Consider the following 18,352-nt stretch of genomic DNA (forward strand, 5'->3'; position numbering starts at 1 on the left):
GACCTCACCCCTTTGGGGCAGGAATCGAACGGTTGTTGTCGTGATCTCAGCCAACTGCGGCTTGGATCTATTCCCCGATCGTGACCCAGGCCCGACCGGGAGGCTATTCGGCGGGCTGCTCGGTGTCCGGGCGGATGTCGATCCGCCAGCCGGTCAGCCGGGCGGCGAGGCGGGCGTTCTGCCCCTCCTTGCCGATCGCCAGCGACAGCTGGTAGTCCGGCACCGTCACGCGCGCGGAGCGGGCCGCGAGGTCGACGACCTCCACCTTGGAGACCCGGGCCGGCGAGAGCGCGTTCGCCACCATCTCGGCCGGGTCGTCCGACCAGTCGACGATGTCGATCTTCTCACCGTTGAGCTCGCCCATGACATTGCGCACCCGGCCGCCCATGGGGCCGATGCAGGCGCCCTTGGCGTTCAGGCCGGAGCGGGTGGACCGGACCGCGATCTTGGTGCGGTGGCCGGCCTCACGGGCGATGGCGGCGATCTCGACGGAACCGTCGGCGATCTCCGGCACCTCCAGGGCGAAGAGCTTCTTCACCAGGTTGGGGTGCGTCCGGGACAGGGTCACGGACGGGCCGCGCACGCCGCGGGCCACCCGGACGACGTACGACCGCAGCCGCATGCCGTGCGGGTAGGTCTCGCCCGGGACCTGCTCCTGCACCGGCAGGATGGCCTCCAGCTTGCCGATGTCCACCAGCACGTTCTTCGGGTCGCGGCCCTGCTGGACCATGCCCATGACGATGTCGCCCTCACGGCCGGCGTACTCGCCGAGCGTCGCGTCGTCCTCGGCGTCGCGCAGCCGCTGCAGGATGACCTGCTTGGCGGTGGTGGCGGCGATACGGCCGAAACCGGACGGGGTGTCGTCGAACTCGCGGGCCTCCTGGCCCTCCTCGAGGTCCTCGGGGTCCTCCTTCGCCCACACCGTCACGTGGCCGGTCTCCCGGTTGAGCTCCACGCGCGCGTGACGGCGGCTTCCCTCGGTGCGGTGGTAGGCGATGAGGAGGGCCGACTCGATCGCCTCGACCAGCAGGTCGAAGGAGATCTCCTTCTCCCGTACCAAGCCCCGTAGGGCGCTCATGTCGATGTCCACGGCTACGCCTCCTCTTCCTTCTTGTCCTTGCGGTTGAACTCGACCTGGACGCGCGCCTTGTCGATCTCGGAAAAGGCCAGTCTGCGGCTCGTCGCCTTGCGGCCCTTCACTCCCGGCACCTCGACGTCCAGTCCGTCGTCGTCGACCTTCAGGATCCGTGCGACCACCTCGTCGCCCTCGGCCAGCTGGAACCTCACCAGCCGGTCGATGGCGCGTACGTAGTGCCGGTGCTCCTTGAGGAGGCGCTCAGCGCCCGGGGTGCCGACCTCGAGGGTGTACTCGCCCTCGCCCATCGCGTTCGTCTCGTCGAGCTTCGCCGAGAGCGCGCGGCTCACATCGGCGATCTGGTCCAGGTCCGCCCCGGTGTCGGAGTCGACGACGACGCTCAGCACCCGCTTGCGTCCTACGGAGTCCACTGAGATCTCCTCGAGATCCAGTCCCTGGGAGCTGACGAGCGGTTCCAGGAGCTCTCGCAGCCTTTCGCTCTGGGTGGTGCTCATCCGGGTGACTCCTCGGCCGCGTGTGCTGTTGTGGGTAGGTCGCGTGTCTGGTCAAAGGGTATCGGGTCCCGGGAGGTGTTGCCGTCCACGTGCCCTCCGGGGCGGGCGCGGGCGTCGAGCCGGTGACGCGAGGCGGCGGGTGGCGCGGGTACCGTGATCACGGCGGGGCCGCCGTTCCCGCCCGTGTGTTCGTACGAGCCCTCCGAGGACGACTGCCGTGCCGTACTCCCCACCGTCGCGCACCCCCTCGGGGCCGCGTCGAAGAACCCTCCTCGCCACCGCCGCCGGGGCCGCCCTGCTGGCGGGCTGCTCCTCGGGGACCGACGACGCAGGGGAGGGCACCGGAGGCAGCCCCTCGCTCGCGGAGCGGGCACGCACGCGTGCGGCGCGGGACAGCCGAGGCATCGTCGAGCGGTACGACGCGGTGATCGCCGCGTATCCCGGGCTCGCCGAGCGGCTGACGGTGCTGCGGGCGGAAGCCGTGCGGCACGTCCAGGCGTTCGGGGGCACGACGGTCGGCACGACGTCCTCCGCCACCCCCGGCTCCCCCGCGCCCTCCGTCGTACCGGGCACCGAGAAGGACGCCCTCGCCGGGCTCGCCACCGCCGAGCGGTCGCTCGCCGACGCGCGGGCCAAGGCCCTGCTGGAGGTGCCGGGCGAACTGGCCCGCCTGCTGGCCTCGGTGGCGGCGGCCGGCGCCACGCACGCGTACCTGCTGACGGAGGCGGCCAAGTGAGCGACGAGCAGGACGAGCGGGAGCTGACCGCGCTCCAGGCGGCACTGGCCGCCGAGCACGCGGCCGTGTACGGGTACGGGGTCGTCGGCGGGCAGATCCGCGAGGGCCGTCGTACGGAGGCGAGGTCGGCCTACGACGCCCATCGCGCCCGGCGCGACACGCTGGCCCGCGAGGTGCGGGACCTGGGCGGCAAGCCGGTGGCGGCGGCGGCCGGGTACGCGCTGCCCTTCCCGGTGCCGGACTCGGACGCGGCCGTACGGCTGGCCGCCGTGCTGGAGGACCGGATCGCCGGGGTGTACTCCGACCTGGTACGGGCAACCGTGGACGGGCGGCGTTCCATGGCCGCCGAGGCGCTGCGGGAGGCGGCGGTGCGCGCCGTGCGCTGGCGCGGGGAGAGCGTAGCCTTCCCTGGTCTCGCCGAACGGGCGGCGACCAAGTCGGCTCCGTCGTCCTCGCCGGCCTCGGCGACGCCCACGGCGTAAGCACGGGAAGGGAACGACTCGCGTATGGCTTTCGAACCGCCGCGGCGTCTGGTGAGGGCGCTCGGTGAGACGGCACCGGACGGTGACGGCTGGTTGGAGAAGCTGCCCGAGGCGGCTCAGGAGGCCGTCGCGCTACGCGAGTTGACCGTGGAGCGGGTGCAGGAGCCGGGGGGCCGCAGCAGCCTGGTGATGCTGGTCCGGCGCGCCGACGGCACCCCGGCCGTGCTCAAGCTGGCCCCGCCGCGGTCCCGGCCGGCGGCCGAGCGGGCGGCACTGGCGCACTGGGGCGGGCGGGGCGCCGTACAGCTGCTCGACGACGAGCCCGTCACCGAGGGTGTGCTGCTGCTGGAGCGGCTGCACCCCGATGTGTCGGTGCGGTCGTTGCCGGAGGCCAAGGCGCTGCTGGAGGCGGCGGGGACGCTGCGGCGGCTGTGGGTGGAGCCGCCGGGCGGACACGACTTCGAGACGGTGGCCGAGCGGACCGGGCGACAGGCCGAGGCGATGCGGGCGACCGGGGGCGCGGAGGTGGCCGAGCTCGTGACCGCGGCTCTCAGCGCCCGCGAGGAGCTGCTGGTGGCGCCGCCGGAATCGCGGCTGCTGCACGGGACGTTCCGGCAGAGCAAGGTGCTGGCGGGTGAGCGGTCCCCTTGGCTGGCGGTCGGGCCGGACCCGGTCGTCGGTGAGTGTGCCTTCGACCTGGCTCGGCTGGTGCGGGACCGGGTGGAGGATCTGATCGCGCAGCCGTCGGGCCCGGCGACCACACGGCGGCGGATCAAGCGCCTGGCCGAGTCGCTGGACGTCGATCAGGAGCGGCTGCGGGGGTGGACGCTCTTCCGGGCCGTGGAGTCGGGGGTGCGGGCTCTTCGGGTCGGGCGCGCGAAGGACTCCGAGCTGCTGCTGGAGTTCGCCGGCTGGCTCTGAGGCGGGGGGCCGGGGCGGCGGGCGCCCGCGGAGTGCCGGTCAGGACGCCCACGTGTGCCGCCGTAGGCGCGTTCATGGGTGCGACGACCCAAGGGTCCCCAGAGGCCCGAGGAGGTCCCAGGAAACGTCTCCGAGCCCTGGAGCGGGCCCGGTGACGTCCCTGAGGTCTCTCCCTACGCGCTGAGGCGGGCGATCGCCTCGTCGACGGTCAGCTCCTCGCGCTCGCCGCTCCTGCGGTCCTTGAGCTCCAGGACGCCCTCGGCCGAGCGGCGGCCCGCGACGAGGATCTTCGGGACGCCGATCAGCTCGGCGTCCGTGAACTTCACGCCCGGCGAGACCCCGGCCCGGTCGTCGACCAGGACGCGCAGGCCGGCCGCGCGGAGCTTCTCGGAGACCTCCAGGGCCAGTTCGGTCTGGAGGGCCTTGCCGGCGGCGACGACGTGCACGTCGGCCGGGGCGATCTCGGCGGGCCAGCACAGGCCCTGCTCGTCGGCGGTCTGCTCGGCGAGTGCGGCGACCGCGCGGGTGACGCCGATGCCGTAGGAGCCCATGGTGACGCGGACCGGCTTGCCCTGCTGGCCCAGGACGTCGAGCTTGAGGGCGTCGGCGTACTTGCGGCCGAGCTGGAAGATGTGGCCGATCTCGATGGCGCGGTCCAGCTTGAGGCCGGTGCCACACTGGGGGCAGGGGTCGCCCTCCTGCACGACGACGACGTCGACGTACTCGCCGACCTCGAAGTCACGGCCCGCGACGACGTTCTTGGTGTGTGTGTCCGCCTTGTTGGCGCCCGTGATCCACGCGGTGCCCGGCGCCACGCGCGGGTCGGCGATGTACCTGACCTTCTCGCCCAGCCCCTGCGGACCGACGTAGCCGCGCACCAGGTCCGGGCGGCCCGCGAAGTCGGCCTCGGTGACCATCTCGACGGTCGCCGGGGCGAAGTGCGCCTCGACCTTGTCCATGTCGACCTCGCGGTCGCCGGGGACGCCGACGGCGACGATCTCGCCGTCGACCTTGACGAGGAGGTTCTTCAGGGTGGCGGAGGCCTCGACGCCGAGCTGGGCGGCGAGGGTCTCGATGGTGGGGGTGTCCGGGGTCGGGATGTCCTCGGCCGCGGGCACGCCGGTGGCGTCCACCGGCTTGAGCTCGTACGAGATCGCCTCGGTGTTCGCCGCGAAGTCGCAGTGGGGGCAGTCGGCGAAGGTGTCCTCACCGGCGGCGGCCGGGGCCAGGAACTCCTCCGACTTCGAGCCGCCCATCGCGCCCGCGGTCGCGGCGCAGATGCGGTAGTCGAGGCCGAGGCGCGTGAAGATCTTCTGGTAGGCCTGACGGTGCAGCGCGTAGGACTGGGCCAGGCCCTCGTCCTCGGTGTCGAAGGAGTACGAGTCCTTCATGAGGAACTCGCGGCCGCGCAGGACGCCGGCCCGCGGACGGGCCTCGTCGCGGTACTTGTTCTGGATCTGGTAGAGGATGACCGGCAGGTCCTTGTAGGAGGACGCCTGGTCCTTCACCAGCAGGGTGAAGATCTCCTCGTGGGTGGGGCCGAGGAGGTAGTCGCCGCCCTTGCGGTCCTGGAGGCGGAACAGCTCGGGACCGTACTCCTCCCAGCGGCCGGTCGCCTCGTAGGGCTCCCGCGGCAGGATGGCGGGGAGCAGCACCTCCTGGGCGCCGATCGCGTCCATCTCCTCACGGACGACCCGCTCCACGTTGCGCAGGACCCGCATGCCGAGCGGCAGCCAGCTCCAGATGCCGGCCGCGGTGCGGCGGACGTAGCCGGCGCGGACGAGGAGCTTGTGGCTGAGGACCTCGGCGTCGGCCGGGTCGTCGCGCAGCGTCTTCGCCATCAACTGGGACATGCGCTGGACCGGTGCGTTGGCCATGGTTCTCGTACTCCTGCCGGGTAAGGGTGGTGGCTGGGGGTGCCTGACACATTCCCGTCGTCCGCCCGCAGGGCGGGCCTGGCGGCGTCCGGTGCTCCCCCAGAGGGGGTACCCCCAGATCGCAAGGCGCCGGAGCGCTCGCGTGGCGGAGCCACGTGGGCGGTTCGGCAACGCGGCGAGCGTGCGGGCCGGGCGTCGCCAGGCAGGCGGGAACGTGTCAGGCACCCCCAGGGAGGTTAGCCGGGGGCCCGGTTGTGGTGGAAATCGGTTAACGGCGGCGCAGGGGCAGGGGGGCGCCCATCACCGCGTACGGCTTCGGGGCGCTCGGGAACAGGACCTGGCGGGCGAGGTCCTGGTACCCGAGGGAGTGGTAGAGGCCGCGGGCCGGGCTGTCGATGTCGATCGCGGAGAGGATCGAGCGGGGTTCGTCGGCGCCGTCCGTGATCGTGGTGATCAGGGAGCGGCCGATGCCGCGGTTCTGGTAGCCCGGGTGGACGTGGAGCTCGGTGATGACGAAGGAGTCGTCCAACCAGATGTCGTGGCCCTGGGCGCGCAGGTAGGGCTCCACGACCGTGGACCACCAGTGGGTGCGGTCGTTGGGCATGCCGTAGACGAACCCCACGAGGCGCTCGGCCGTGGTGGCGCCGAGGGCCCTGGCGCCCGGGTAGGTCATATGGCGCAGGACGATCTGGCGGCGGACCGCCACCTCGTCGGATCCCAGCCCGAAGGCGACGGCCTGGACGGCGAGGGCTTCGTCCACCCTCGCGGCGAGGTCCAGCGGTCCGATCACGATGTCGTCGGGGTGGCGGCGGTGTCCGTGACCGGGAAAGCGCATGTGGGGAGCGTACAGGGGGGCGCGTGGTGTGTGTCGGGTGCGCGTGCGACGGGTTCGGCCCCGCGGCTCGTCGGGGCGGGTCTCAGAACAGGACGCTCATGAACGCGCCGACCTCCTGGAAGCCGACCCTGGTGTACGTCCTTCGCGCCGCCGTGTTGAAGTCGTTGACGTAGAGGCTGACCACCGGGGCCACGTCCGCGAGGGCGTAGCGCAGGACCGCGGCCATGCCGGGGGCCGCCAGGCCCCTCCCCCGGTACTCCGGGGCCACCCACACGCCCTGGATCTGGCAGGCGTGGGTCGTGGCCGCGCCGATCTCGGCCTTGAAGACGACCTTGCCGTCGCCGTCGAGGCGGGCGAACGAGCGGCCGGAGCCGACGAGTTCGGCGACGCGGGCCTGGTAGAGGAGGCCGCCGTCGCCGGCGAGGGGCGAGACCCCCACCTCCTCGGTGAACATCGCCACGCACGCCGGCATGATCGTCTCTATCTCGTCCTTGCGGATGCGGCGGAGGTAGGGATCCGGGGCGACGTCGGCGGGCATGCGGTCGGTGACCATGAGGGGCTGGCGGCTGCGGACCTCCCGTGCCGGGCCCCAGCTGGGTTCGAGCAGGCGCCAGAGTTCGGCGGTGGGCTCGGCCGGGCCGACGATCGAGGAGCAGCGGCGGCCGGCCCTGCGGGCACGGTCGGCGAAGGCGCGTACGGCCCGGGGGGTGGCGCAGATCGGGACCAGGTTGGCGCCCGCGTAGCACAGGGAGGTGAGCATGCCGTCCTCGTACCAGCCCCACATCTCGCCGCCGAGGCGCCAGGGGTCGAGGCCGGCCACCTGGACCCGGGACGTCACGAAGGCGTTCGCCACCGGCTCGCGGTCGAGGACGGCGAGCGCGGCGTCCAGGTCGCTCGGTTCGAGGACCCGGGAGGTCGTCTGGGTCAACACGGGCGGGGCCTCACACTGGGGACTGCTGATCTCCGCACTGTACCTGCGGAAGCTGAGCAGCGTCGCCCTGTGAGAGTGCCGCCGGCTTCGAGGTGCCCGGCGTCTGCGGTGCCGGGCGCCCGAGAACTCGGGGGGTCCGTGTTGTTCGCGGGTGCGGGTCGTGTGTGGCTGGTCGCGCAGTTCCCCGCGCCCCTGAGGGGGCCTTCGGCCCCTTCTCAGCCGGCCACCGCCACCGACGGCTCGCCCGACGCCACGCCGTCCGCCTCCATCTGTTCGGCCAGCTTCATGGCCTCCTCGATGAGGGTCTCGACGATCTTGGACTCGGGGACGGTCTTGATGACCTCGCCCTTGACGAAGATCTGGCCCTTGCCGTTGCCGGAGGCGACGCCGAGGTCGGCCTCCCGGGCCTCGCCGGGGCCGTTGACGACGCAGCCCATGACGGCGACGCGGAGGGGGACCTCCATGCCGGTCAGACCCGCGGTGACCTCCTCGGCCAGCTTGTAGACGTCCACCTGGGCGCGGCCGCAGGACGGGCAGGAGACGATCTCCAGGCCGCGCTGCTTGAGGTTGAGGGACTCCAGGATCTGGTTGCCGACCTTGACCTCCTCGACCGGAGGGGCGCTCAACGACACGCGGATGGTGTCGCCGATGCCCTGGGAGAGGAGGGCGCCGAAGGCCACCGCGCTCTTGATCGTGCCCTGGAAGGCGGGGCCCGCCTCCGTGACGCCGAGGTGGAGGGGGTAGTCGCACTGGGCGGCGAGCTGCTTGTACGCCTCGATCATGACGACCGGGTCGTTGTGCTTCACCGAGATCTTGATGTCCCGGAAGTCGTGCTCCTCGAAGAGGGACGCCTCCCACAGGGCCGACTCGACCAGGGCCTCGGGGGTCGCCTTGCCGTACTTCTGGAGCAGGCGGCGGTCCAGGGAGCCTGCGTTCACGCCGATGCGGATCGGGGTGCCGTGGTCGCGCGCGGCCTTCGCGATCTCCTTGACCTTGTCGTCGAACTGCTTGATGTTGCCGGGGTTCACCCGGACCGCGGCGCAGCCGGCCTCGATGGCCGCGAAGACGTACTTGGGCTGGAAGTGAATGTCGGCGATGACCGGGATCTGGGACTTCCTGGCGATGGTCGCGAGGGCGTCCGCGTCGTCCTGCGTGGGGCACGCCACGCGGACGATCTGGCAGCCGGAGGCCGTCAGTTCGGCGATCTGCTGGAGCGTCGCGCCGATGTCGGACGTACGGGTCGTGGTCATCGACTGGACCGAGACCGGGGCGTCGCCACCGACCGCGACGGAGCCGACCTGGATCTGCCGGCTCTTCCGGCGCTCGGCAACCCTGGTCGGAACGGACGGCATGCCGAGAGAAATCGCAGTCATCTGCTGTGCAACCCCAAGTCGTGGATCAAGGTCCGGTTCCCGTACGCAGCGGGCTCCAGGCTTCGAGATTACGGCACGCGCCCAGCCCCCGGCACATCCCGCCGACCCAAGCCACACGAACGAGGACGGCCCGGCACACAGCGTGCCGGGCCGTCACGAATGCCGTACGGCTAGGAGATTCTCACCGGGTTGACCACGTCCGCGATCAGGACGAGGACGGTGAAGCAGATGAAGATCCCCGCCACCACGTAGGCGACCGGCATCAGCTTTGCGACGTCGAAGGGGCCCGGGTCCGGGCGGCGCAGCACCTTCGCCACGTTGCGGCGCAGCGACTCCCACAGGGCGCCCGCGATGTGGCCGCCGTCGAGCGGGAGGAGGGGGAGCATGTTGAAGAGGAACAGGGAGAGGTTGAAGCCGGCCAGGAGCATCACGAACATCGCCAGTTGCTGGGATGCGGGGATGTCGAGGGTGGCGATCTCGCCGCCCACCCGGGCCGCGCCGACCACGCCCATCGGGGAGTCCGGCTCGCGCTGGCCGTCTCCGAAGGCGGCGTCCCACAGGGCCGGGATCTTGGAGGGCAGGGCGGCGAGGGAGTCGACCGCGTCGCCCACCCGGTCGGTCATCCAGACCACCGAGTCGCCGAAGTCCTGTTTGACGACCCCGGTGGCGGCGCTGAAGCCGAGGAAGCCGGCCTTGACGTACTCGCCCTGGACGTAGGCCCCGTTGCCGTCCTTCTTGGCGACGAGGTTGGTGGCGATCCTGGCCTGGAGGGGGACCTCCTTGCCGTCGCGGTCGACGACGATCGGGACGGTCTTGCCGGCGCTGTCGCGGATCAGGTCGGAGAGGGTGCCCCAGTCCTCGGTGCGCACGCCCGCGAAAGAGACGATCGTGTCCCCGGCCTTCATGCCCGCGGCAGCGGCCGGGGACCGGGGGTCGGACTTCTTGCACTCGTCGCGGTTCTCGCTCTGCGAGATCACGCACGGGGAGACCGAGCTGACCGTGGTGGTCTGCTGCTGGATGCCGAAGCCCATCAGGACCGTCAGGAACAGGGCGACCGCGAGGATCAGGTTCATGAACGGGCCCGCGAACATCACGATGACGCGTTTCCAGGGCTTGCGGGTGTAGAACATCCGGGACTCGTCACCCGGCTTGAGCTCCTCGTAGGCGGCCGAGCGGGCGTCCTCGATCATGCCGCGCCAGGGTGAGGTGGAGCGGGCCTCCAGCTTGCCGTCGGGCCCGGGCGGGAACATGCCGATCATGCGGATGTAGCCGCCGAACGGGATGGCCTTGACGCCGTACTCGGTCTCGCCCTTGTTCCTCGACCAGATGGTCGGGCCGAAGCCGACCATGTACTGCGGCACGCGGATGCCGAAGAGCTTGGCCGTGGACAGGTGGCCGAGCTCGTGCCACGCGATCGAGACCAGCAGGCCGAGCGCGAAGACCGCTATGCCGAGGATGAACATCAGGGTCGTCATGCACGGGCCTCCGCCGTCTGTGCTGCCAGTTCCCGGGCCCGGGTGCGCGCCCAGGTCTCCGCTTCGAGGACGTCCGACACGGTGAGTGAGGTTCCCGTGACGGGCGTGCCGTGTTCGTCCACCACGCGGGTCACGGTCTCCATGATGCCGTTGAACGGCAGTGCGCCGGTCCGGAAGGCCTCCACGCACTCCTCGTTGGCGGCATTGAACACCGCCGGGGCCGTGCCCGCGAGCTGCCCCACGTGTCTCGCCAGGTCGACCGATGGGAACGCGTCGTTGTCGAGCGGGAAGAACTCCCACGTCGAGGCCCTGCTCCAGTCGAACGCGGGGGCCGCGTCGGGGACGCGTTCGGGCCAGCCGAGGCCGATGGCGATCGGCCCGCGCATGTCGGGGGGCGTCGCCTGGGCGATCGTGGATCCGTCGGTGAACTCAACCATCGAGTGGACATACGACTGGGGATGCACGACCACCTCAATGCGGTCGAAGGGAATGTCGTAGAGGAGGTGCGCCTCGATGACCTCCAGGCCCTTGTTGACGAGGGTCGCGGAGTTGATCGTGATCACCGGTCCCATGGCCCAGGTGGGGTGGGCGAGGGCATCCTCGACGGTGACGTTCGCGAGTTCTTCCTTGGTACGGCCGCGGAAGGGGCCGCCGGAGGCCGTGACGACCAGTTTCCGTACGTCCGCGCGCGTGCCGGAGGCCAGCGACTGGAACAGTGCGGCGTGCTCGGAGTCGACCGGGATGATCTGGCCGGGCTTGGCGAGGGCCTTGACCAGCGGGCCGCCGACGATGAGCGACTCCTTGTTGGCGAGCGCGAGGGTGCGGCCCGCCTCCAGGGCGGCGAGGGTCGGGGCGAGGCCGATGGAGCCGGTGATGCCGTTCAGCACGGTGTGGCAGTCGGAGGCGGCGACCTGGGCGGCCGCGTCGGGTCCGGCGAGGATCTCCGGGAGCGGCTCGCCGGCCCCGTACCGGCTCGTCAGGGCCTCGCGCAGCTGCGGTACGACGTCCTGGCGGGCGACCGCGACGGTGCGCACCCCCAGCCGGTGGGCCTGCTCGGCGAGGAGGTCGACGCGGCCGCCGTTGGCGGACAGGGCGGTGACCCGGAAGCGGTCCGGGTTGCGCAGCACGAGGTCGATGGCCTGGGTGCCGATCGACCCGGTGGAGCCGAGGATCACCACGTCCTTGGGGCCGTCGCCCGCCACCGGGTCGTAGACGAGGTGCGGGTCGGCGAGGGCGTGGGCCGGGAGCCCCGTCGTCCGCCCGGCGGGCGGTGCCTGCGGCGTCAGGTGAGTGTGTGCGTGGCGTCGCGGGGCAGGCGGGGCTTCCGGCCCGCGCCCTCGGAGGGCTGGACTGTCGCTCATCCCCCCATTGTTGCCGTAAGGACGGCGTGTGAGGACAGCGCGTCCCCCGAAGGGGGTTCGCCGGAACCTCCGAGCGATCCTCCGGGGGGCGGGGCTGTCATGGGCGGGTCAGCGGATCGGGCGGTGGACGTTCTCCCGTTCGCTCGGGCCGGGGGTGGCGTCGGCGATCCAGGGGCCCTCGCCCGAGGGGTCGACGATGCCGTGCTCCAGCCATTCGTAGGTGCCGGACATGACACCCTTGACGACCTTGCGGTCGAGGTCGTCGGTGTTGGTCCACAGGCGGCCGAAGAGTTCCTCCACGCGGATGCGGGACTGGTGGCAGAAGGCGTCGGCGAGTTGGTAGGCCTGGCGGCCGTGGTCCTCGGTGGTGCGCAGGAGTTCGGCGCGGACGCAGACCGCGCTCATCGCGAAGAGTTCGGCGCCGATGTCGACGATCCGGCCGAGGAAGCCCTGCTTGGTCTCCATGCGGCCCTGCCAGCGGGACATCGCGTAGAAGGTGGAGCGGGCGAGTTTGCGGGCCGTGCGCTCGACGTACCGGAGGTGGCCGGAGAGGTCGACCTCGCGTTTGAACTCGCTGTAGGAGTTCGGGAGTTGCCCCGGGCCCGCGACCAGTTTCGGGAGCCACTTCGCGTAGAACACGCCGGCCTGGGCGCCCGCCTTCGCCTTGTCCGAGAGGGTCTTCTCCGGGTCGATCAGGTCGCCCGCGACGGAGAGGTGGGCGTCCACGGCCTCGCGGGCGATCAGCAGGTGCATGATCTCCGTCGAGCCCTCGAAGATGCGGTTGATGCGGAGGTCGCGCAGGACCTGTTCGGCCGGGACCGCCCTCTCACCGCGGGCCGCGAGCGACGCCGCTGTCTCGAAGCCGCGGCCGCCGCGGATCTGGACCAGTTCGTCGGCGATGAGCCAGCCCATCTCGGAGGCGAAGAGTTTGGCCAGGGCGCCCTCGATGCGGATGTCGTTGCGGTCCTCGTCGGCCATCTGGCTGGAGAGGTCCAGTACGGCCTCCAGGGCGAAGGTCGTCGCCGCGATGAAGCTGATCTTCGCGCCGACGGCCTCGTGCTGGGCGATCGGCTTGCCCCACTGCTCGCGGGCCGCGGACCACTCGCGGGCGATCTTCAGGCACCACTTGCCGGCGGCGACGCAGGAGGCGGGCAGGGAGAGGCGGCCGGTGTTGAGGGTGGTCAGCGCGATCTTGAGGCCGGCGCCCTCCGGGCCGATGCGGTTCGCCGCGGGGACCCGGACCTGGTGGAAGCGGGTGACGCCGTTCTCGATGCCGCGCAGGCCCATGAAGGCGTTGCGGTTCTCCACGGTGATGCCGGGTGAGTCGGTCTCGACGACGAAGGCGGTGATGCCGCCCTTGTGGCCCTCGGACCTGGGCACGCGGGCCATGACGACCAGCAGGTCGGCGACGACGCCGTTGGTGGTCCAGAGCTTCACCCCGTCGAGGATGTAGTCGTCGCCGTCGGGGACGGCCGAGGTCGCGAGCCTGGCCGGGTCGGAGCCGACGTCCGGTTCGGTGAGGAGGAAGGCGCTGATGTCGGTGCGGGCGCACCGGGGCAGGAAGGCCTCCTTCTGCTCCTGGGTGCCGAACAGCTTCAGCGGCTGGGGGACGCCGATCGACTGGTGGGCCGAGAGCAGGACGCCGATCGCGGGGCTGGCGGAGCCCGCGAGGGCCAGCGCCTTGTTGTAGTACACCTGGGTGAGTCCGAGGCCGCCGTACTTGGTGTCGATCTTCATGCCGAGGGCGCCGAGTTCCTTGAGGCCCGCGATGACCTCGTCGGGGATCCGGGCCTCGCGTTCGATCAGCGCGCCGTCGACCTTGGTCTCGCAGAAGTCGCGGAGCCGGGCGAGGAACTCCTCCCCACGCCGGGCGTCCTCGTCGGGGGGCATGGGGTGGGGGTGGATGAGGTCGAGGCGGAAGCGGCCGAGGAACAGTTCCTTGGCGAAGCTGGGCTTGCGCCAGTCCTGTTCCCGGGCCGCCTCCGCGACCTCGCGGGCCTCACGTTCGGTGACGACGGGCTTGTGTTGTGGTGCGGACATGAGGGCCACCTCACCGCGAATCGGGATCATGGTTACCGACCGGTGCTACCCGATCGTATGTACCCGATACCGAGCGTGCCCACCACCCCTGGGACGCGTCCGGTCACCCGATGTCGACGGAACACGCCTTGGTGTCGAGGCGTCCGGGGCCCTTGAGGACCTCGCGCCGCGAGGTCGTCCGGCGCCCCTGAAGACCTTGCGCCGCCGAGGCTGACGGGGGTCGCCCCGGACGCCCTGCGTGCCGGTGGCCTTCCCCGATTCCGGGCATGGTTGTTGACGTAGTCCGTGCCGGGCGTGATCGTGTCGAAGTCCGTACGCTTCCTGCTCCCGCCGTGGGCGCCGGCCGGTCGAAGGTTGCCGTCGGCGGTTCGGGGCGGGGCCCGGTAGCCTCACGGGATGCCGCCCCCGAAAAGAGCCGTCGGGAGGCTCGCCCGAACTTGATGTCGAAGCGCTTCGACAACCTATGGACACCCACCTTCGCTGCGGCTACTGTCGAACCACCCTCACCCGCCCCTATTCGCACTGCGCACTGTCGAAGCGCTTCACAAAGCTTGGAGAGCTGGATGGTCACCCTCGCCGAGGTCGCCCAGCACGCCGGAGTCTCGGCGAGCACGGTGAGCTATGTCCTCAGCGGCAAGCGGTCCATCTCCGGTGCCACCCGGCAGCGGGTGGAGCAGAGCATCCGCGAGCTGGGCTACCACCCGAACGCGGGCGCCCGCGCCCTGGCCAGCAGCAGGTCGAACATCATCGCGCTGATGGTCCCGCTGCGCACCGACATGTACGTGCCGGTGATGATGGAGATCGCCATCGCGGTGGCCACCACGGCCCGGCTCCACGGCTACGACGTCCTGCTGCTCACCGGTGAGGAGGGCCCCGACGCGGTGCGCCGGGTCACCGGCAGCGGGCTCGCCGACGCGATGATCCTCATGGACGTCGAACTCGACGACGAGCGGCTGCCGTTGCTGCGCGGCACCGACCAGCCGTCCGTGCTCATCGGCCTCCCCGCCGACATCTCCGGACTCACCTGCGTCGACCTCGACTTCCGGGCCACCGGCGCGCTCTGCGTCGAGCACCTGGCGATGCTCGGCCACCGCGACATCGCTGTCATCGGCGAGGCCCCGGCGGTCTACGAGCGGCACACCGGCTTCGCCGAGCGCACCCTGGACGGACTGCGGTCGCGGGCCCAGGAGTTGGGCGTACGACTGCTGCACCGGCCGTGCGAGGGCGGGTACGACGCGATGGCGGTGACCCTCGCCCGGATCCTCGACGAGCGCCCGTCCACCACGGGCTTCGTCGTGCAGAACGAGTCGGCGGTCGAACCGCTGCTCGCCCTGCTGCGCCAGCAGGGCCGGGCCGTGCCCGAGGACGTCTCGGTGCTCGCGGTCTGCCCCGACCAGGTCGCCATGCAGGCCTCGGTGCGGCTGACCTCGGTCGCCATCCCCGCGCAGGAGATGGGCCGGCACGCGGTGGAGCGGCTGGTGGCCAAGCTCGACGGGCACGGCAAGGACGAAGTCGTGCTCATCGCACCCGAGTTGACCATCCGGGCGAGCACGGGCCCGGCGCCGTCGGCGCACTGACGCACCGTCGCGCACCCTGCTTCCGCAGCTCGCTCCGCACGATCTCCCTGCCCTGATCTCTCCGCACCTACCTTCCTGCCCCGAACTCTCGGCACCGACCTTCCTGTCTCGAACCCTCGGCACCGACCTTCCTGCCTCGAACCCTCGGCACCGATCTCCGTACCGATCTTTCTGCACCGAGCAGCCCCCGCTGGGGTACCCCCTGTCTCCACTCGCCTCCAGGAGCACGCCTCGTGACTCAGCCTGCCGAAAATCAGCCCCAGCAGGGCACTGTCAGCCTCGCCCAGTCCTCCCCCACCGTCGGCACGTTCCGCGAGCGGGACGGTGCCCTGGAGTGGAGCGGCCGCCAGGAGACCCTCCGGATCGAGCCCTGGGGGCCGGACGCCGTCCGGGTGCGTGCCCGGCTCGGCGGACCGATCCTCGAGGGACTGCCCGGCGCCCTTCTGGACACACCGCCGGCCACCGAGAGCTCGGTCAAACTGGGCGACGGTGAGGCCCAGTTGACCGTGGGGGCCCTGACCGTCCACGTCGACGCCGAGGGCCTGGTCCGCTATCTGCGCACCGACGACTCCAGCGAGCTGCTGTCGGAGGCCCGCGCCCACTTCTGGTGGCCGGGCTCCCGGCTCTACACGGCCGTCGGCAACGGCCACCACCGGCTGGAGCAGCGCTTCGCCGCGTACGACGACGAGAAGCTGTACGGCCTCGGCCAGCACCAGCACGGGCGCCTGGACCAGAAGGGCCTGGTCCTGGACCTGGTGCAGCGCAACGCCGAGGTCGGCATCCCGGTGCTGACCTCCAGCCGCGGCTACACGCTGCTGTGGAACAACCCGGCGATCGGCCGTGTGGAACTCGCCCACAACGGCACCCGCTGGGTGGCCGACTCGGCCCGGCAGATCGACTACTGGATCACCGCCGGCGCCCCGGCCGACGCCCAGCGCCGCTACTCCGCCGCGACCGGCCGGACCCCGATGATGCCGGAGTGGGCGGCCGGCTTCTGGCAGTGCAAGCTGCGTTACCGCACCCAGGACGAACTCCTCGCCGTGGCACGGGAGTACAAGCGGCGAGGGCTGCCCATATCGGCGATCGTGTGCGACTTCTTCCACTGGACGCACCTGGGCGACTGGAAGTTCGACCTCAGCGAGTGGCCCGACCCCGCGGCGATGGTGCGCGAACTGGAGGAGCTGGGAATCAAGTTGGTGGTCAGCGTCTGGCCGTCGGTGTCCCCGCTGAGCGAGAACCACCAACTCATGGAGCAGCGCGGGTACTTCATCGGCACGCAGTACGGTCCGATGGCGCACGCCGACTGGCCGGACAAGGAGGTCGCCTCCACCGTCCAGGTCGCCTTCTACGACGCCACGAACCCCGAGGCCCGCGACTTCATGTGGTCGCGCGTCCGTGACAACTACCTGACCCCGTACGGGATCACGGCGTTCTGGCTGGACGCCTGCGAGCCGGAGCTCAAGCCGGGCTTCCCGGAGAACCTGCGCTACTGGGCGGGCCCCGGCCTGGAGGTCGGGAACAGCTACCCGGCGGAGAACTCCCGCACCTTCTACGAGGGCCTGCGGGCCGAGGGCGAGGAGGTCATCACCCTCAACCGCTCGGCGTGGGCGGGCAGCCAGCGCTACGGCGCCGCCCTGTGGTCCGGCGACATCGGCACCGACTTCCCCACCCTGCGCCGCCAGATCGCGGCCGGCCTCAACACCGCCCTCTCCGGCATCCCCTGGTGGAACACGGACATCGGCGGCTTCCACGGCGGCGACCCGGACGACCCGGCGTACCAGGAGGTCATGGTCCGCTGGTTCCAGTTCGGCACGCTGTCCCCGCTGATGCGGCTGCACGGCTTCCGCGACCCGGGCATGCCGCTGGGCCCGGAGATGACCGGCGGCCCCAACGAGGTGTGGTCGTACGGCGAGGAGGCGGGCGCGATCCTGGAACGCTACCTTCGTCTGCGGGAGCGCCTGAAGCCGTACGTGCTGCGGGTGATGCGGGAGGCCCACGAGGAGGGCCTGCCGCCCATGCGCCCGCTGTTCCTGGAGTTCCCGGACGACTCCGCGACCTGGACGGTGGACGACGCCTACCTCTTCGGCGGCGACCTGCTGGTGGCCCCGGTGCTGACGGCGGGCGCCACGGTCCGCACGACCTATCTGCCGGCCGGCGCGACCTGGACGGACGCGTGGACCGGTGAGACGTACGAGGGCGGGACGACCGTGACGGTCGACGCCCCGCTGGACCGCATCCCGCTGTTCCTGCGGGACGGGGCGCGCCTGCCCGTGGCGGAGTAGGCACGCCGGTGCGGCCGGTCCCGCATAGGGGAGGGGACCGGCCGCACGCGCATGCCGGGACGCGGAAAGCGGCCGGCGCACAGCAAGGGCGGGGCCGCGCACGGGTTCTCCGTGCGCGGCCCCGCCGGTTGGTCAACTGCTGCTGACGGTGAGGTTGTTGGTGGTGAAGTTCAGGCCGCCGGAGGAGCTGGTGATCTCGTAGCCGAACTGGACGTCGCCGATGGTCTCGTTGCGCGACATCCAGCGCTTGGTGTCCGCGATCCAGGTGAGGATCGGCTTGATGTTCACGGAGCCGGAGCTGGAGTCCGAGGTGCGCAGGAACGAGAACACCTCGTTGACGCCGTTGCTGCCCTTGTAGACGTTCCAGGTGTGGCCGCCCAGGGTGACGGAGCCCTGCGAGGTGCCGAGCGGACCGACGGCCCCGTTGTAGTTGACCCAGAGCATGATCTCGTAGTCGTAGTCGGTGTCCCAGATGTCGTACGACGTGTTGTACGCGCCGGACGACGGGACCGTGACGTTGTAGTTGCTGGTGAGCGAGCCGAGGGAGGCGATGGTCTTGTTGACCACCTTCTTGGAGTTCGGGTAGGACTTGATGCCGCCGGTGTTGGGGTGGTTGGCCCAGACGCCCCAGTTGGTGCCGGAGTTGGCCCAGACGCACTGGCTGCCGGCGCCGGAGCCCCAGATGTTGTTGTAGAGCGTGTAGCCGTTCAGGCTCGTGCTGCCCCACTGGTCGCAGGAGTTCCAGACGGCGGCGGAGGCGGGGGCGGAGGCGAGGCCGACGGTGGCCCCGAGGGCCATCGCCGGGGCGAGCACGGCCATGGTGACCTTGCGGAGGGTGTTCTTCCTGCTCTGTGCCATGGTGTTCGTTCCTT

15 protein-coding genes are annotated in these 18,352 nt (G+C 71.1%); 5 read left to right on the forward strand and 10 right to left on the reverse strand.

All coding sequences use genetic code 11. The features are described 5' to 3' along the window. Window positions 1-103: 103 nt before the first annotated feature. Both nusA and rimP read right to left on the reverse strand, forming a co-directional pair. The gene (nusA, locus tag ACH41F_RS27715) at window positions 104-1,090 is read right to left on the reverse strand and encodes a transcription termination factor NusA (RefSeq protein ID WP_391232401.1); all 987 of its coding nucleotides are present in this window, start codon (window positions 1,088-1,090) and stop codon (window positions 104-106) included. 2 nt (window positions 1,091-1,092) lie between these two features. Then, complete coding sequence (rimP, locus tag ACH41F_RS27720) at window positions 1,093-1,590, reverse strand: ribosome maturation factor RimP (RefSeq protein WP_391232402.1); 498 nt, start codon at window positions 1,588-1,590, stop codon at window positions 1,093-1,095. 217 nt (window positions 1,591-1,807) lie between these two features. Between rimP and ACH41F_RS27725 the strand changes: the two genes are divergently transcribed. The 3 genes from ACH41F_RS27725 to ACH41F_RS27735 are packed head-to-tail and all read left to right on the forward strand — an operon-like array spanning window position 1,808 to window position 3,729. Further along, window positions 1,808-2,326 (forward strand): hypothetical protein, encoded by a 519-nt coding sequence (locus ACH41F_RS27725; RefSeq protein ID WP_391232404.1) that lies wholly within the window; start codon window positions 1,808-1,810, stop codon window positions 2,324-2,326. After that, a complete protein-coding gene (locus ACH41F_RS27730) occupies window positions 2,323-2,808 on the forward strand; it encodes a DUF4439 domain-containing protein (RefSeq protein WP_391232406.1) in 486 nt (161 codons plus the stop codon). Before ACH41F_RS27725 ends, ACH41F_RS27730 begins: the two co-directional genes overlap by 4 nt. A gap of 24 nt (window positions 2,809-2,832) precedes the next feature. Further along, window positions 2,833-3,729, forward strand: a complete 897-nt coding sequence (locus tag ACH41F_RS27735; protein ID WP_398837958.1) for an aminoglycoside phosphotransferase family protein — start codon at window positions 2,833-2,835, stop codon at window positions 3,727-3,729. Between the two features lie 173 nt (window positions 3,730-3,902). Here the strand turns inward: ACH41F_RS27735 and ACH41F_RS27740 are convergent, their stop codons facing one another. The 7 genes from ACH41F_RS27740 to ACH41F_RS27770 form a co-directional block, all read right to left on the reverse strand. Beyond that, the gene (locus ACH41F_RS27740) at window positions 3,903-5,606 is read right to left on the reverse strand and encodes a proline--tRNA ligase (protein WP_398837960.1); all 1,704 of its coding nucleotides are present in this window, start codon (window positions 5,604-5,606) and stop codon (window positions 3,903-3,905) included. Window positions 5,607-5,874: 268 nt separating this feature from the next. Beyond that, complete coding sequence (locus tag ACH41F_RS27745) at window positions 5,875-6,441, reverse strand: GNAT family N-acetyltransferase (protein ID WP_391232410.1); 567 nt, start codon at window positions 6,439-6,441, stop codon at window positions 5,875-5,877. A gap of 82 nt (window positions 6,442-6,523) precedes the next feature. Further along, window positions 6,524-7,372, reverse strand: coding sequence for a GNAT family N-acetyltransferase (locus tag ACH41F_RS27750; RefSeq protein ID WP_391232411.1), 849 nt, complete (start codon window positions 7,370-7,372; stop codon window positions 6,524-6,526). A 215-nt stretch (window positions 7,373-7,587) separates the two neighbouring features. Continuing rightward, window positions 7,588-8,745: a flavodoxin-dependent (E)-4-hydroxy-3-methylbut-2-enyl-diphosphate synthase gene (ispG, locus tag ACH41F_RS27755; protein WP_391232412.1), complete on the reverse strand. Its 1,158-nt coding sequence runs from the start codon at window positions 8,743-8,745 to the stop codon at window positions 7,588-7,590. Between the two features lie 170 nt (window positions 8,746-8,915). Then, window positions 8,916-10,208: a site-2 protease family protein gene (locus tag ACH41F_RS27760; protein WP_391232996.1), complete on the reverse strand. Its 1,293-nt coding sequence runs from the start codon at window positions 10,206-10,208 to the stop codon at window positions 8,916-8,918. A gap of 8 nt (window positions 10,209-10,216) precedes the next feature. After that, window positions 10,217-11,422, reverse strand: a complete 1,206-nt coding sequence (gene dxr / locus ACH41F_RS27765) for a 1-deoxy-D-xylulose-5-phosphate reductoisomerase (protein WP_398838124.1) — start codon at window positions 11,420-11,422, stop codon at window positions 10,217-10,219. A 267-nt stretch (window positions 11,423-11,689) separates the two neighbouring features. Continuing rightward, window positions 11,690-13,621, reverse strand: coding sequence for an acyl-CoA dehydrogenase family protein (locus tag ACH41F_RS27770; protein ID WP_398837962.1), 1,932 nt, complete (start codon window positions 13,619-13,621; stop codon window positions 11,690-11,692). Between the two features lie 563 nt (window positions 13,622-14,184). Between ACH41F_RS27770 and ACH41F_RS27775 the strand changes: the two genes are divergently transcribed. After that, the gene (locus tag ACH41F_RS27775; protein ID WP_391232414.1) at window positions 14,185-15,198 is read left to right on the forward strand and encodes a substrate-binding domain-containing protein; all 1,014 of its coding nucleotides are present in this window, start codon (window positions 14,185-14,187) and stop codon (window positions 15,196-15,198) included. Window positions 15,199-15,431: 233 nt separating this feature from the next. After that, window positions 15,432-17,480, forward strand: a complete 2,049-nt coding sequence (locus ACH41F_RS27780; RefSeq protein ID WP_398837963.1) for a TIM-barrel domain-containing protein — start codon at window positions 15,432-15,434, stop codon at window positions 17,478-17,480. A 132-nt stretch (window positions 17,481-17,612) separates the two neighbouring features. Here ACH41F_RS27780 and ACH41F_RS27785 read toward each other — a convergent pair whose 3' ends face one another. After that, entirely contained in the window at window positions 17,613-18,338 is a 726-nt protein-coding gene (locus tag ACH41F_RS27785) for a hypothetical protein (RefSeq protein WP_398837965.1), read from the reverse strand. Between the last annotated feature and the right edge of the window lie 14 nt (window positions 18,339-18,352).

It is taken from the genome of Streptomyces sp. NPDC020489 (assembly GCF_044386545.1).
Taxonomy (GTDB): Bacteria; Actinomycetota; Actinomycetes; order Streptomycetales; family Streptomycetaceae; genus Streptomyces.